A 13,058-nucleotide genomic window follows, 5' to 3' on the forward strand; every position below is an offset into this window, starting at 1 on the left:
TTTCACCGAGGGAATTTTTATTGGGCAGTGCTAGAAGGAGCCGATTTTGTCCGCCGCCATATTGCAGGGATGCGCCCTGGGGAGGCACACCCGCCCGGGTCTAGCCCTCCATCCTCCGATTTGCGGAAGGGGGATTTAGGATAAGGCGGTTTTTCATGGGCGAAATTGTGCAGGGCTGACTTGCGCGGCGCAAATCTGGAGGGAGCTGATTTACGAAATGCAAATTTGAAGGAAGCCGATCTGAGGGGGGCAGATCTGCACGGAGCTGAGTTAAACGGAGCTGACCTGCAGGACGCGCTTTTGGACGAAGATTGGACGATGGTCGTAAAATTACCATTCACGGCGCAGAACATCCCCAATCAACATAGGCCACTTCCCGATGAACTTCATTCAAAATGTATGGCGTATATGGCCGCTGAAGCAGGCTATGCCGAATACCAGCCAGAGAGCGAACCCGAACTTGAGTAATACGGCTTGAAATGTGAAATGAGGGTTTTATGAAACGCACAGATGAAAAGAGAGCATACCGCCCGGTGCGCTGCTCCCGGGAGCTGGATGAAACGCTGGGCCGGTTAGCGGCCCAGCGGCACACTTCCAAAAGCGAAGTGCTGCGGGACCTTGTAGACCGTGGGCTTGTGTCCATCGGGGCCAAGGCCGATGATGATTACCTGAATGAGCTGGTACGACGGGCAGTCAAGGAAACCATGCAGCCGCAAGTAGAGCGGTTGGCGGCAATTTCCGCCAAGGCCGCGCACATTTCCAGCGCAGCGTTTTTCATGTCCGTCTTTGAGGCCATGGAGGGCAGCTCCCCGGCAGAGCAGCGCCGGATTGAGGAGGCCGCAGGCTCGGCCCGTGAGCTGGGCATTCAATACCTGAAGCTGAAGGACCGTGACATAGACGCTTTTATCCAAAACGGAGTGAAAACAATGATGGAGGAGGATTCCAATGAGTAAGAAAAGGCAGAAGCGCCGCAAGCCGGTGCTGCGGTTTGAGTTGCCGTTAAAAGCGGACGAGGAATACAGCCTAATGCCGCACAGTATTTTTGACGCGCATCTTTCTGATGCAGCGTTTTGCGTGGCTGGGCATCTCTACCGTTGCCGGGAGACAATTTCCCGCCAGTATCCCGGCGCGGAGCTGATTGCACTCACCATGCACGAAGACCCGGACTTTATCCGCTGCTGTGAAGCGGAGCTGACGAAGGCTGGTGTGCTGCTGCTCCATGAGGACGGCACGTTTGACATGAAGGATATCGCAGATGAAGCTTGCAACGTATGACCAGCACTTGTTACATACCTTCCAGGGCGGTCACTGACACAGCCCTACCTCGGTCGGCGCTTCGGCTCCTGCTGGCTCTGCACGCCGCTTACGACCTGCCGGAGGTATTTTCTATCACGCTGCCCGATCTGAAAGAGCTGTCCGGGCTTTCTATTCCCACTATCAGGGCGGCGCTGGCCGCGCTGCTCCAAGCTGGGTATCTGCACCCGGTGGGGCGGCTGCGCTGTGAACACCGGCGCTGCTGCTTCGGACAGGAGCCAACGCTGAAGCTGGATCGTGACCTTTGCTCCCGGCTCCTTTCGCCTGAGTTGTCCACTGCGGCCATAGTGGTATTCCTGTACCTTTACCAGTGTCTATCTCTAGGCCATTCTGACCAAAGCCTAAGACAGATTGCCTGCCATGTAAAAATAGGCGGGGGCAGAATTGTCGAGGATTTGAAGATTTTGTTTGCTGCCGGTCTTGTTCAGGTGGAACGACGAAAAGGAAAAGACGGAAGTAATCTCTGCAACCGCTACTCCATCCCCGGCGCAGCCGCCAATTACATTATTTAACTTATATAAATGATATAAGTTATAGGTAACCCGGCACGGCGGCAAGTGCGAAACCGTTATTTAAGTTATTTCAATTATATAACGTATATCCATTATATCAATGATTCAGGTGATTCAAATGAAACGTGTGGACTATCTGTGCAGGATTTTTGAGACAAGCCCTCGGTCAATGATTGTGATAGACCCAAAGAACGAATTAGGAAAGAGGAAAAAACATGGGAACCGTAATTGCTTTTGCGAATCAGAAAGGCGGCGTGGCCAAGACCACCAGCACCTTCAACGTGGGTGTTGCCCTGGCTCGTGCAGGAAAGAAAACCCTGATGATTGACCTGGACAGTCAGGCAAGCCTTACCATCAGTGCGGGGCTGGAGCCGTATGACTATGAAAACACCGTTGTCAGCGTTTTGCAGAAGGAGAGCGTGCCAATCAGCCGCTGCACCTGTGAGCTTCAGGCTAACTTATTCCTCGTTCCGTCCCGGCTGGAGCTGGCCCAGTTGGAGGTGGTGCTCATTGGCCGCCCCGTCCGGGAAACCATCCTGCGCCGCGCCATTGACCAGGTGCGCGGCCAGTATGATTACATCCTGATCGACTGCCCGCCCCAGCTCTCCATCCTCACCATTAACGCGCTGGCCAGCGCGGACAGCGTCCTAATTCCGGTAAAGACGGACTACCTCGCCTACCGTGGCCTTGAACAGCTATTGGATACCGTGGCAGAGATTCGCGATCTGGTGAACCCCCAGCTTACCGTGCTAGGGGTCATTGCCACGATGTACGAAATGCGTGTCAAGGATGACCGGGAGATTCTTCAGCTCCTTCAGGACAAGTATTCCGTGGTGGCCACGGTGAAGAAGCTGGCCGCTGTCAAGAAGGGCGTCTGTGATGGAAAGGCCGTCACGGAGCAGGCCCCCACCAACGACGCGGCCACGGAGTATGGGAAAGTCGCGGCCTGCATTATGAAGAAGGGCGGAAACTGAAATGGGACTGGCAGAACGGGAAGCGAAGCGGGCTGGGCGCGGCGTGGTTGCGTCTATCATCCATGCGGAGCCGACACCGGCAGCGGCCGGGAAAGGCCGGCCCAAATCCGACCAGGAGACGAAGCAGCGTATCAGTCTGGCCATCCTGCCAAGTCTCTATGAGGACGTGAAGAAGCTGGCCTACGTGGAGCGCCGGAGCGTCAGCGAACTGGTGGCCCAGCTCCTGGAGCGGTACATACGAGAAAATCAAAAGAAATTGGAGGACTATGGAACGATGAACCGTGACCCGTAGAAAAAATGAGGTGTATCAGTAGAATGACTGGTACACCTCATTTTCTTATTTCAATTATATAACTTAAATAACAGAAATAACGGATTTACATTATATAACTTATATCCATTATATAACGTAAATCGGAATGCAGGAGAGAAACCATGTACATAGGACACCGGGCAGAGCCGTCCTTCCGCTTTCCGCAGAAGCTGGCAAAGGACACCGAGGGCAAGAACATAACCGCCTACGCGAAGCAGCTTGCCCTTACCATGTTCAGCTACGCCAGCCAGCGCACCGGCAAAGTGTATAAGACCCAGCGGGAGCTTGCCAAGCTGTCCGGGTTGGCCGTAGACACGGTGAGCCGCAAGCTGAAGGAGTTGGAGGAGGCAGGGTATATCACCGTAAAGCGTCACCGGGCCAAGCGCGATCCGGAGACGGGCAGAATGACCCGCAGCGCGTCTGAGTACACCTGCATTGTCCCTGAGCGGGGCTTTATGATGATTCCCTACCGCTACGTGCGTAAGTTGGAGGAAGGGAGGCTGCACGGTGCATCCGTGGCTGTGTTCCTCTACGTCTATCGCCAGATACGCAAAGACCACGCTTACCCCAGCTTTTCCAAAGTCCACAAAGAAACCGGCCTTGCGGTAAGTACCGTCCGGGTCGCTCTGAAGGCGCTGGACTGTGCCGGGCTATTCTACATACAGCGCTGCAAGAAGCGCAACGGTGCGTTCTCCAGCAACTCCTATCTCCCGCTACGTGATGCTATGGCCATACGTCGGCCGATATTGGCCAAAACGCTGCGCGCAGCACGCCAGGCAGCGGCGCAGCGTAACTGCCTTTCTGACCGGGGGTACGCCGATATTCAGAACAACGAAGATAGACCTAAGATAACGGGGGTTTTTACAAGAGAAGAAAAAAGATATATAGCTTCCATATTCTGGAATACAAGCAAGCCAGGACAAAATGCAGGCGGCGCCAGCTCGGCTCCGCCTTGGAAAACTATACCCCGGCCAGCTTTTTTTGCGAGAGAAAGTCGGAGTGGTGAGAGGGGGGACCCGCCGCAGTGGGGGGAGAGAGGCGAGGTGACGTTCTCTGTGAGCCGGCCACGCTGGTCGGCGCTCCTTGGCTCGCCTCTCTCCCTGCCCCCGGCAACTCGGCCACCGCAAGGACGGATGGGAGTTGGATGCGCAGAGCATAAAGAAGCTATTACCGACGGCCATTGTATCATTCGAATGATACAACGCTGACGAAGCAAGCCGACGCCAGATGAGCTATCAGGGCAAATGGTATTTGAAAATGAGACTTGTTGAAAGAATTAAATTCCAATATTGTTCTTGACAAGTACAACACATTTGTTGTATTATAAGTTCTAGATATAGTTGCTTTACTCAAACAGGAGGATGTCGTGAAAGTTCATTGTTATGAAACAACAAGAGGCATTGACGAAATTAGAGAGTATATCAATTCGTTAACTGAAAGGGAAAGGGTTGATGGAATATCCGTACTTCAAAATCTCGAAAACGATTGCATGGAGCTACTAAAAATCAAGCCGTGGCAAGGTAAAATTCATGAAGTATACTTTTATAAGCATAATAGGATTTTTTTCGTAGCTATAGAAGGTACGGATGTGTATTTACTTTATGCATGTAAAAAGCAAAAGAATCGCACTGAGAAGAGAGACTCAGATATTGTCAAAAAACGAGCCAAGGAACTCCAGAATGAAATTAAGAAGCCAATCATATAATAGTTAAAATAATTTATAAAAAGTAGATTAAAAAAATTAATAAAAACTAATATTGATAGAAACAGAATATATAATGGTGGACAAATATTAGGAGTTAATTATGCCATTTAAGGAAATTAGTATTAAATCTTATATTGATGAACAGAGAGGCAACGATGCCGATTTTAAACAAGCTTGGGATAGTAGCCGCGAAGAATACCGCATACTAGGTGAATTAGTAAAACTGCGAAAAGAAAATGGCTTCTCGCAAACTGAATTAGCACGGCACTCTGGCCTAAAACAACAGGTGATCTCACGTATGGAAAACAGAGAAAATAGCCCCACCTTAAGGACGCTATGTAATTTATTAGATACTTTGGGTTATCAGCTTGAAATTGTACCGAAGGTTAAATGAGCTATTTTGAAAGGGATACTCATTGTAGTTTTAAATCCCTGAAAAGAGAGTAAAAAGGCCACTCGTCCATACAGGGCGAGTGGCCTTGGCTTACCCATTATCCACGGTTTATTACACAACCGAAAAGGCCGTTTACGAAAATAAACCGTATATGTTCGGATAAGTCCCTATTTGGTGACCCGGCGGTGATTCAAACCTACTGCTAAAAAGGCGGCTGGTCAGCAGCTCATAGTTGCTTACCTGCAGCCAAGTAGAGAGTGGTTGGGGTAAATTCTTAACTGTCAGCGGACTTGCTACCAGCTAGCGGATACCAGATGCTCAGATTCTCTTTTATATTCACATGGTAATGAATCAAAAAAGTCTTTATTTTTTTTGAGATAATCAGAAGCAATATTAGTTAAAGTAAAGGCGACTCGAGGATCTAGCATATCCACCAAATATTGAGAACTGGTCTTTTGAATTATTAATTTGCTTTCAAGCCTTAAAACTGAACCGTCGTGCATTGGTAAATTAAACGTCAAGTTTGGGGTCAAAGATAAAAGATAGACTATGCTTTTATCATAATTCGATAATGCATTCATATTTTCTGCAAATACGATAGGCAGTTTCTTCTTTGCATGATAATGTTTCATTGTTTTAAGTCCATATTGAATAATCGAGGCCAAAAGCAGTGCCGTAGATACTAAAAAAACGCATCCTAAAATCATATTATAAGGATCTTGTAAATTTGAAAAACCCATTTTATCTAAGATTGCTTGCGGCAAAAAGAGTGTACCACCTGAAACGATGAAAAAAACGAAAAAATATGTAGGAGGAAGTTTTAGCAATTTAATTAAATCTTTCATTTGTGATAATCACCTCTTCTTAATTTAGAATATACCATGCTTTTTAAAAAGACAAGGAAAATATCCAATCACTGCTATACCCATATATATAGATGGTCTCTCGCAAGTGACTCCTTGGGTTGCTTTGAAGATGGTCTGGAGGTAGTCTTGTTTCAAGGCTGGATATCTTAAAGCATTCATGTAGCACACCGCTTTAACCGGTAAAACTATTATCATGTAAGCAGGGAGGCATCTTCATTATGAATACTTGAGATAGAACTCAAAGAAATTTTGTTCTCGAAAGTGTTCCTATTTTTAAGTTTTTGTTCCTATTTGCTGCGTTAAAATGCTAACGGTTGCTGTGCTTTAATAGTAAAAGAAATCCCTAGAGCCATTGCGGCTCTAGGGAAAATGCTGGTGACCCGGCGGGGATTCGAACCCCGGACCCACTGCTTAAAAGACAGTTTGTCTTCCAATACACGCCTAGCTCCGAGCGGAGAAACGAGCAGTAAGATAATTTTATCCGAAAGTCGCCCACACAGGCCGGCGCTCTCTCTTCCTCGTCTTGCATGGCCACTTTCAGAGCTGCTGTCATCTCTTTCGTATTTGTGAATCATTTACAAAACTGCTCTCGACAAGTGGTGTTATATACTGTACTATAAGGTCAGGGGTCAGGAAAGGAGAAATCCTTGAAAATCCCGTTAAAAGAAAACGCTCATTAATTCGGCTAAATATACAGCACTTGGAAGTGTAAGTATGGGGAGAAAAAAGAAATTCGAAAGTATTTTTGCTAATTGCTCTTGCGGCAGAGATTGTAGTTTTGATATTAATCCACTTCCTGATGAGTATGACTGCCATGACACCTGCATTGTCTGGAATAAAATTGAATTTTTTGGAGTTGCATCTAGTATATCTGAAGAAAAACTAGAAGCTATATATTTAGGCGATTATACTAATGCAACAAAAGTTGGAATAATATCGGGTTGTCTAATCTTATGCAAGCAAATTATAGCTGAAGGTGAGGATCCGCACGAGATATGCGATGATGTAAATGAAGCTCTGGAGTACACGTTATCAGCACTTACCGACGTCGGTGAACCACTAGATTTAGATCCAGAACAAAATGTGTATTATATACACGAGTTCAATATTGAACATGATTGTAATGATATGCAGCTTAAATCAAGTATATTAGAGAATCTATCAGGGGTAGTGCTTAAGCTACTCCACGTTGCACCCGATATTATTGCTTTTTATCCAACGCCATTGGAATACGAATGTGATGCAGGTGAGGAAGAGCGCTATCAGACTCTACAGAGCATAGCAGTTCAAAAAATGGATGCTGTTTGTGCCAATAAAGAAAAAATTGAAACTAACATTATACAATTTGGAGAACTATATCAATTCAGCGAAGATGAGATGAATATGATAATGCGCAGGCGCTATTCTGGCTCGTCTTATCCGCAAAAAGCAAAGAATATGCAAGAGTTTGATTTCTATGAAATGAATGGATTTCAAGAAGCAGGGAATAGTCGGCTTCTATATAAGTTAATTAATGCTGATTTAGATTAATGGTATGTGCTCTGATGTATTGTTGCAAATTAGTTTTATCACTTTAATTCGCGCTTATTTAACAACGGTTACATGCCTTTAGCACACCGAGCTCTGACTCTGGCATGCTGGGTTGAAGCGCCACGCACATGTGTGGCGCTTCAACTTGTAAAACTTGTACTTTACCATGTACTTTACCATGTACTTTACAGGTTGGTTTTTTTTGATTTTCTAAAGTATTTTTTAGTATTTTCCTAAAAAAAGCCGATTTTGAATACCTGTCAAATTAAATATAAAAAGTGCTTGAAAACCACAAATTCAGCGGTTTTCAAGCACTTTTTGGCGGAGAAGGAGAGATTCGAACTCTCGCGCGGTTTAACCCGCCTACTCCCTTAGCAAGGGTTGTTTGCCTGTTGCGCCGCAATGGATTGCGGCATTTTGTACTTTACCGTGTCCTGTATAGAAAAGCTTTTTTTAAGATTTTATAGGACTTTATTGAGCCTTTCCTTTGTCCATCTGATTAACAGCTTTGTGCGCAGCTGCCGTATCTGGATGAATATATCTTTGTGTCGTAGTGAACTTCGTGTGGCGCATCACTTCTTGAATTACGCTGGGCGCGATATTGCCCAGGGCTAATGCGGTAGCCGTCGTATGTCGGCAGGAATAGGGCGGCAAATCACGAACACCGGCTCGTTGCAGCGCAGAATGATATTCCTGATAGAACTTATCACGGTTCATGCAAAGAACGTTCCCTACACGGCTCTTCGACTGCTGGCATAAATCCAGCAGAACCGGAGCGATGATATCAGGAAATACGATTGGCGTTTCCTTTCGCTTTTTCGTCTTCAGGCCGCAACCGCGAATCTCATAAGCATCCCAGTCAACCATATCCTTCTTAAATAAAAACAGCTCTCCTGGCATCATGCCTGAATAAATCATCAACAGAATAAAGCCAATAAACACATCGCCTTTTCCGTAAACGTCCCAAAGCCGGTGTAGCTCTATTTCTGTAAATGGCTCCAGCTCCTTTTCATGAAGCTCCGGAAGCGATATAAATTCTGCTAGGTTCGTTTGAATCCACTGTTCAGCTACTGCAAAATTCAACAATGTGGTCAGCACTGTTTTAATATCCTTAGCTGGATAGAATGCGCATTGAGAATATTGCCTACGCGCAGCGAGCCGTAGTCGCCGGTGAGCAGAGCCGGGAAGAACTAGCGTTATCCTACCTCCCTAAATTTGATATCTATTACATTACGCAAGACGCCGCCTTAGTGAAACTAAAGGCGGCGTTCTTGTATAATAGAGGTAACTTCGGGCCATGTTGGAGCTTTTTACAAAGTCAGAATATACAGAGTCGTAACAGAGCAATACAAGAGAAAAGACGCTTTTCCCCACTTTGTCGACAGGGCCAACTTGGCCTGAGCTAACCACTTCATCAATAAATTGAAAGTTATCGTGTTCGTTTCCCGTGACTTTGTTTTATTAAAAGCTTGTTAATAAGCCAAAAGCCTATGCCATACACTGTACCTACACAAGTAACAATTACAATCCAAATTATTTTTGCTGATGTCGCTTGGGTTTTCCCAATAAAAGAAGTTACTGCTGCAATACAGATGCTGCCGAGAAAGAAAAAAAGAAAGTTTTTAAAAAAAGTAGGACTTCTTCCTATATTTGAAAGAAGGTATTTTAGCTGCCTGTCCTGAATAGTAGCCAACATAGCCAATAATGCTATCAACCATAGAAATCCTTTCGGCGGAGGGAAATCTGCCCCAAGCAGAAAAACAATAATCCATCCGACAAAAAATACGATCCATTCGTATAGCCTTAATTGATTTTGATTTATCTTGTTCATTTTTAAAGTGCTTGCCTTTCATATTCCTATTTGAGAATGTTTCATAATGATCTTATAGCACCTTGAAATCAAAAAGAAAACCATTTATCCTGCAAGAATCTTTTGACCGAATCCACAGGTTAAGAGTCCGTCACTTCTTTTGCATCCGCCAATGTCAAGAATGTGCCGGACTCCATATCCGCTATCAAATCATTGCTGATTATTGCCTTCCCGGTAATTTGAGAGATATCCGCAACCACTTCAGCGTCAGAAGGATTGCTGTATATGCCATCGGAGCAAACCAGCCGAATGTACTCCGTTTCCGCACCTCCACCGCTCCGCTGCATAAGAATTTCATGAGCCCCATTTGTCATTGTGTCACTGATAATAATCGGCGTCCGAACGAGGGTGAACGTTTGTCCAACTGCCATGCCGGCATAGGGAATAACCCACAAGGCAGAATCCCCTCCGCTTCCACTGGTATACGGGCCCATCACAACGGCAAAAATTTCGTCAGTTCCATCCCCGTTCAGATCCACGTAGTTGTAATAGTATTTTGTTTTATCCCATTCTTCCGGCGGAATTTCATACTGATCCACAATGACCTTGGCCAGTTCCGGTAAGGGAGCGGTTTCCGCCATGACTGGCTCTACACCTTCCGGAAGCCAGGCGGTGAAGCTGTTCTCCGCTTCGGGTGTTGATGTCGCCTGGATTTGCGGAACCGGCTCAGGACCGGAGGCGCTCTCTTTTGAAACGGCCGCGCCGCATCCGCTCAATACCATCAGGCTCAGTGCCAGTCCTGCCAACAAATATCGGTTCATACTAATCTTCTCCTTTAAAATTTATACCTCCGGGGTTTGGTATACGCCACAAGATGCCACATACATCTCCAGCGACTCCCCGAATTTTTTCTGCAGACCTTCCAGCGCGGCGGCAGCCTGTTCTGCGGTGTCATAGCTGCCAAGCGAGACAAAATATGTGCCGTCGGCGGCCCTGACCTGACTCGCGCCTTCCCATGCCAATCGTTGCGTCATAGTCGCCAGTTCATTTCCAAAGAGCATCCCCTTGCTACGGAGAAAATAGACTGTTTTTTCCTCCACACTGTCTGCCTCCTTATAGAACTCCAAAGACAGCTTTGCCGGAGCAATGTATTCCCCAAGGGAACAGTTGTGCCCCTCCCGCAGCACTATGGTAATCCCCCAATCACCCTCATCTGGATAGGCATTCCGATAGGCGTCGGTTACCGCCCCCGTGGCGAGCAGATCTTCCACCAGCTTCTTTTCGTCGAGATTGCTCACATTGTGCAGGCGCAGTATCATTCGATAAGGGCCGCTTTTGATCCGGCTGGTGTACCTCGGAACTTGGTCCGCCGGAAAACAAATATAAATAGTCTGACCAGCCGCCTCCACAGTGGCGTTCACATTCTCCATAGTTTGTCCCCCTGAGCCGATGCGCATGATACGAATCATCTGCCCAACCACCGGAATTTGCACCGCGCCGACATACAATGACGGAATATTTGCGCACAGAAACAGCATCAGAATTGCCGCCGCCACGTTTGAAGCAGCCCGCCGCAGTGCGCGGTACTGTTCCCCCCGGTGTATCGCTTTGTGCAAAACCCGGTCCAATTCTGCCGGAATTGGGATCTCCTCGTACCGCTTCTTGCCTAGGTTCACCATGTATTCAAGCCTCCTTTCATGCAATCAGATATTTTCGCATTTTTTTTAATGCCCGATATAGACGCGACTTCACGGTGGGCTCCGGGGTTTGCAAGATATCCGCCATTTCACGGATGGGCCAATCTTCAAAAAAGCGAAGAATCACATAAGTTCGCTCCAAGGGATCCAGCACATCCAGCGCTTCATAGAGGTCCATCGTATCCTCGGGATGCATCGTATCCTCATCCACAGCGATTTCCTCCATGGTATCTGTACTGCAAACTGCGTACAGGCGTTTTTTTCGCAGGAAACTCAATGCTGTATTGATGACGATTCGGGTCATCCAGATATCAAAATACTCTGGCTGCCGCAGTTGATGCAGGGACTCCAGGCCTTTGCAGGTCGCTTCGCCGACAATATCCAGTGCATCTTGTTCATTCTTTACATAGCAGAATGCTGTCCGGTAAAGTTTTATGCGGCCGGTTTGTATCCGTTTGGCGTATTCATGCTTGTTGATAACCATAATGGTCTCCTTTTATGGGGATGAAAAGCTTTTCACTTATTAGACGCATGCGGTAGAGAAATAGATGAAAGTTTTTAATTAGACTCGTTATTTTTTTGCCGTTACAAAAGCAGCGCCCTTTTTTCACGTAAGCAGTATCACATTCTACAGATCAAATCGTTGTCAATCGTTCGAATGCCCTCGGCAGTCAAGAAATTTTGACTCATCAAAACCTCAAGAAAATTGAGGAATCAAGCGAGCCCTTACCTATGCTAAACACAAGATGGGCGTTAAAGAGCATTATGCGACCTGCATAAAATATAAAGCCATGCATGGCCGGCGTACAACTTTATATGTTGCTCGGACATTTACACCCTATTCATAGCTTTTTAAATCCACTTTTAACTATAACGAGTATTCTATGAACATCCTCAAAGGAACAAGTCACCAGCGAAAAGCAAAAACTTATTCCATTTTGATTCTCTCCATTTCTCTTATAAGCAAGCCTACTTTCCTGAAGTTTTTCAGAGATGGGTTAGTGGTATTTTGGACTTTTTTATAAGATAAATTTGTTGCGTTCAGAAAAACGCATGGCAAGCGAAAAGTTTTGGGAAATCTTACTCAACTTTTGGGCAGAACAGCGCGTGTTGGAAGTGGTGCGCTTCAAGATCACAAAACCGAAAGGAAAACGGCCTGGGGCAAATTTGGCGCTCTCCCTGTAAATGGCAAGAGGAAGCACTTAATCTGATTCCCCGTTAAAGGAAGCCGCCCACAAGGCCATAATCGGTCCTGTGGGCGTATTCGTTCTCCTGCCTTTTTCGCCGGCGATAATCTCTGGAACCAAATCGGGAATATTGAACGCCAAGGAATTTCTGATTTAATCAAAGCTACCCACGAGAGGAGGAAGCGATAAAATAGAAGCATCAAGACACGGGCGGTGGGAAGAAATAAAAACAGCAGACTTTTAGAGATATTGAATATAGCTTACGAAAGAAAAAGCGCGACGGGAAGAGTTCATCGAAACCTTGGGCGAAATTATCCCGTGGGACAAGTGGGGCGTCATCATTGTTCCGTATTACCCCAGCGGCAACCGGGGCCGTCCGCCCATTTTCGGCGCGTTGTTGCATATCGTGTTGAAAATAAATTTTATTGATCTTATTCGCGCTTATATATCAACACTTACGGCCTTTTAGCACGCAGGACTCTGGCTCTGGCGTACTGGGTTGAAGCGCTACGCATATGCGTGGTGCTTCAACTTGTAAAACTTGTACTTTACCGTGTAGATAAGGTAGAATAAGTTGCACAAATTCAAAATATGTATCTCTGGAGAAATGTCTATTCCTCTTGCGGTATATTCAACTGGAATCCATTCTCCCGCTTTGAAGGCTGGAATTTCAATTTCTAATTGTTTCATACTCCATTCGATAAGGGGGTGCGGACAAAATCTTGTACTATGCAAGCCCTAGATTTTGTCTATACT

15 protein-coding genes, 1 tRNA gene and 1 pseudogene are annotated in these 13,058 nt (G+C 46.3%); 10 read left to right on the plus strand and 7 right to left on the minus strand.

Features of this window, described 5'->3' with window-relative positions; genetic code table 11:
• Positions 1 to 162 precede the first annotated feature (162 nt).
• The 9 genes and pseudogenes from RTK01_RS12405 to RTK01_RS12445 form a co-directional block, all read left to right on the plus strand.
• Positions 163 to 468: pseudogene (locus RTK01_RS12405) on the plus strand (pentapeptide repeat-containing protein); the annotation flags it as partial.
• A gap of 29 nt (positions 469 to 497) precedes the next feature.
• On the plus strand, positions 498 to 953 hold the full coding sequence (locus tag RTK01_RS12410; protein WP_312281280.1) for a ribbon-helix-helix protein, CopG family: 456 nt from the start codon (positions 498 to 500) through the stop codon (positions 951 to 953).
• Positions 946 to 1,275: a hypothetical protein gene (locus RTK01_RS12415; RefSeq protein WP_312281281.1), complete on the plus strand. Its 330-nt coding sequence runs from the start codon at positions 946 to 948 to the stop codon at positions 1,273 to 1,275. Before RTK01_RS12410 ends, RTK01_RS12415 begins: the two co-directional genes overlap by 8 nt.
• A complete protein-coding gene (locus RTK01_RS12420; RefSeq protein WP_312281282.1) occupies positions 1,272 to 1,826 on the plus strand; it encodes a hypothetical protein in 555 nt (184 codons plus the stop codon). Before RTK01_RS12415 ends, RTK01_RS12420 begins: the two co-directional genes overlap by 4 nt.
• 215 nt (positions 1,827 to 2,041) lie before the next feature.
• Positions 2,042 to 2,800 (plus strand): AAA family ATPase, encoded by a 759-nt coding sequence (locus RTK01_RS12425; protein ID WP_312281283.1) that lies wholly within the window; start codon positions 2,042 to 2,044, stop codon positions 2,798 to 2,800.
• A gap of 1 nt (position 2,801) precedes the next feature.
• Positions 2,802 to 3,092 (plus strand): ribbon-helix-helix domain-containing protein, encoded by a 291-nt coding sequence (locus RTK01_RS12430; RefSeq protein ID WP_312281284.1) that lies wholly within the window; start codon positions 2,802 to 2,804, stop codon positions 3,090 to 3,092.
• A gap of 143 nt (positions 3,093 to 3,235) precedes the next feature.
• A complete protein-coding gene (locus tag RTK01_RS12435) occupies positions 3,236 to 4,321 on the plus strand; it encodes a helix-turn-helix domain-containing protein (protein ID WP_312281285.1) in 1,086 nt (361 codons plus the stop codon).
• 158 nt (positions 4,322 to 4,479) lie between these two features.
• Entirely contained in the window at positions 4,480 to 4,818 is a 339-nt protein-coding gene (locus tag RTK01_RS12440; protein ID WP_312281286.1) for a type II toxin-antitoxin system RelE/ParE family toxin, read from the plus strand.
• A gap of 100 nt (positions 4,819 to 4,918) precedes the next feature.
• Positions 4,919 to 5,212: a helix-turn-helix domain-containing protein gene (locus RTK01_RS12445; protein ID WP_312281287.1), complete on the plus strand. Its 294-nt coding sequence runs from the start codon at positions 4,919 to 4,921 to the stop codon at positions 5,210 to 5,212.
• A 293-nt stretch (positions 5,213 to 5,505) separates the two neighbouring features.
• Here the strand turns inward: RTK01_RS12445 and RTK01_RS12450 are convergent, their stop codons facing one another.
• Together RTK01_RS12450 and RTK01_RS12455 are read right to left on the minus strand one after the other, a co-directional pair.
• Positions 5,506 to 6,057 carry a super-infection exclusion protein B gene (locus RTK01_RS12450; protein WP_312281288.1) on the minus strand — a complete coding sequence of 184 codons (552 nt, stop codon included), beginning with the start codon at positions 6,055 to 6,057 and terminating at the stop codon, positions 5,506 to 5,508.
• Positions 6,058 to 6,451: 394 nt separating this feature from the next.
• Positions 6,452 to 6,520 (minus strand) — tRNA-Lys (locus tag RTK01_RS12455).
• A gap of 272 nt (positions 6,521 to 6,792) precedes the next feature.
• Here RTK01_RS12455 and RTK01_RS12460 point away from each other — a divergent pair.
• The gene (locus RTK01_RS12460; protein WP_312281289.1) at positions 6,793 to 7,608 is read left to right on the plus strand and encodes a hypothetical protein; all 816 of its coding nucleotides are present in this window, start codon (positions 6,793 to 6,795) and stop codon (positions 7,606 to 7,608) included.
• A 471-nt stretch (positions 7,609 to 8,079) separates the two neighbouring features.
• Here the strand turns inward: RTK01_RS12460 and RTK01_RS12465 are convergent, their stop codons facing one another.
• The 5 genes from RTK01_RS12465 to RTK01_RS12485 form a co-directional block, all read right to left on the minus strand.
• Complete coding sequence (locus RTK01_RS12465; protein ID WP_312281290.1) at positions 8,080 to 8,706, minus strand: tyrosine-type recombinase/integrase; 627 nt, start codon at positions 8,704 to 8,706, stop codon at positions 8,080 to 8,082.
• Between the two features lie 331 nt (positions 8,707 to 9,037).
• Positions 9,038 to 9,439 carry a hypothetical protein gene (locus tag RTK01_RS12470; RefSeq protein ID WP_312281291.1) on the minus strand — a complete coding sequence of 134 codons (402 nt, stop codon included), beginning with the start codon at positions 9,437 to 9,439 and terminating at the stop codon, positions 9,038 to 9,040.
• Positions 9,440 to 9,558: 119 nt separating this feature from the next.
• A complete protein-coding gene (locus tag RTK01_RS12475; RefSeq protein WP_312281292.1) occupies positions 9,559 to 10,239 on the minus strand; it encodes a hypothetical protein in 681 nt (226 codons plus the stop codon).
• 21 nt (positions 10,240 to 10,260) lie between these two features.
• Positions 10,261 to 11,097 carry a hypothetical protein gene (locus tag RTK01_RS12480; RefSeq protein WP_312281293.1) on the minus strand — a complete coding sequence of 279 codons (837 nt, stop codon included), beginning with the start codon at positions 11,095 to 11,097 and terminating at the stop codon, positions 10,261 to 10,263.
• A gap of 16 nt (positions 11,098 to 11,113) precedes the next feature.
• Positions 11,114 to 11,599: a sigma-70 family RNA polymerase sigma factor gene (locus tag RTK01_RS12485; protein WP_312281294.1), complete on the minus strand. Its 486-nt coding sequence runs from the start codon at positions 11,597 to 11,599 to the stop codon at positions 11,114 to 11,116.
• Positions 11,600 to 13,058: the final 1,459 nt, after the last annotated feature.

Source organism: Oscillibacter sp. (assembly GCF_031978065.1).
Classification (GTDB): Bacteria; Bacillota; Clostridia; order Oscillospirales; family Oscillospiraceae; genus Oscillibacter.

What these genes read in the sequence shown, in the direction of transcription:
- RTK01_RS12410 (WP_312281280.1), top strand. Translation starts at nt 498, where the DNA reads ATGAAACGCACAGATGAAAAGAGAGCATACCGCCCGGTGCGCTGCTCC.
- RTK01_RS12415 (WP_312281281.1), top strand. Translation starts at nt 946, where the DNA reads ATGAGTAAGAAAAGGCAGAAGCGCCGCAAGCCGGTGCTGCGGTTTGAG.
- RTK01_RS12420 (WP_312281282.1), top strand. Translation starts at nt 1,272, where the DNA reads ATGACCAGCACTTGTTACATACCTTCCAGGGCGGTCACTGACACAGCC.
- RTK01_RS12425 (WP_312281283.1), top strand. Translation starts at nt 2,042, where the DNA reads ATGGGAACCGTAATTGCTTTTGCGAATCAGAAAGGCGGCGTGGCCAAG.
- RTK01_RS12430 (WP_312281284.1), top strand. Translation starts at nt 2,802, where the DNA reads ATGGGACTGGCAGAACGGGAAGCGAAGCGGGCTGGGCGCGGCGTGGTT.
- RTK01_RS12435 (WP_312281285.1), top strand. Translation starts at nt 3,236, where the DNA reads ATGTACATAGGACACCGGGCAGAGCCGTCCTTCCGCTTTCCGCAGAAG.
- RTK01_RS12445 (WP_312281287.1), top strand. Translation starts at nt 4,919, where the DNA reads ATGCCATTTAAGGAAATTAGTATTAAATCTTATATTGATGAACAGAGA.
- RTK01_RS12450 (WP_312281288.1), bottom strand. Translation starts at nt 6,057, where the DNA reads ATGAAAGATTTAATTAAATTGCTAAAACTTCCTCCTACATATTTTTTC.
- RTK01_RS12460 (WP_312281289.1), top strand. Translation starts at nt 6,793, where the DNA reads ATGGGGAGAAAAAAGAAATTCGAAAGTATTTTTGCTAATTGCTCTTGC.
- RTK01_RS12470 (WP_312281291.1), bottom strand. Translation starts at nt 9,439, where the DNA reads ATGAACAAGATAAATCAAAATCAATTAAGGCTATACGAATGGATCGTA.
- RTK01_RS12475 (WP_312281292.1), bottom strand. Translation starts at nt 10,239, where the DNA reads ATGAACCGATATTTGTTGGCAGGACTGGCACTGAGCCTGATGGTATTG.
- RTK01_RS12480 (WP_312281293.1), bottom strand. Translation starts at nt 11,097, where the DNA reads ATGGTGAACCTAGGCAAGAAGCGGTACGAGGAGATCCCAATTCCGGCA.
- RTK01_RS12485 (WP_312281294.1), bottom strand. Translation starts at nt 11,599, where the DNA reads ATGGTTATCAACAAGCATGAATACGCCAAACGGATACAAACCGGCCGC.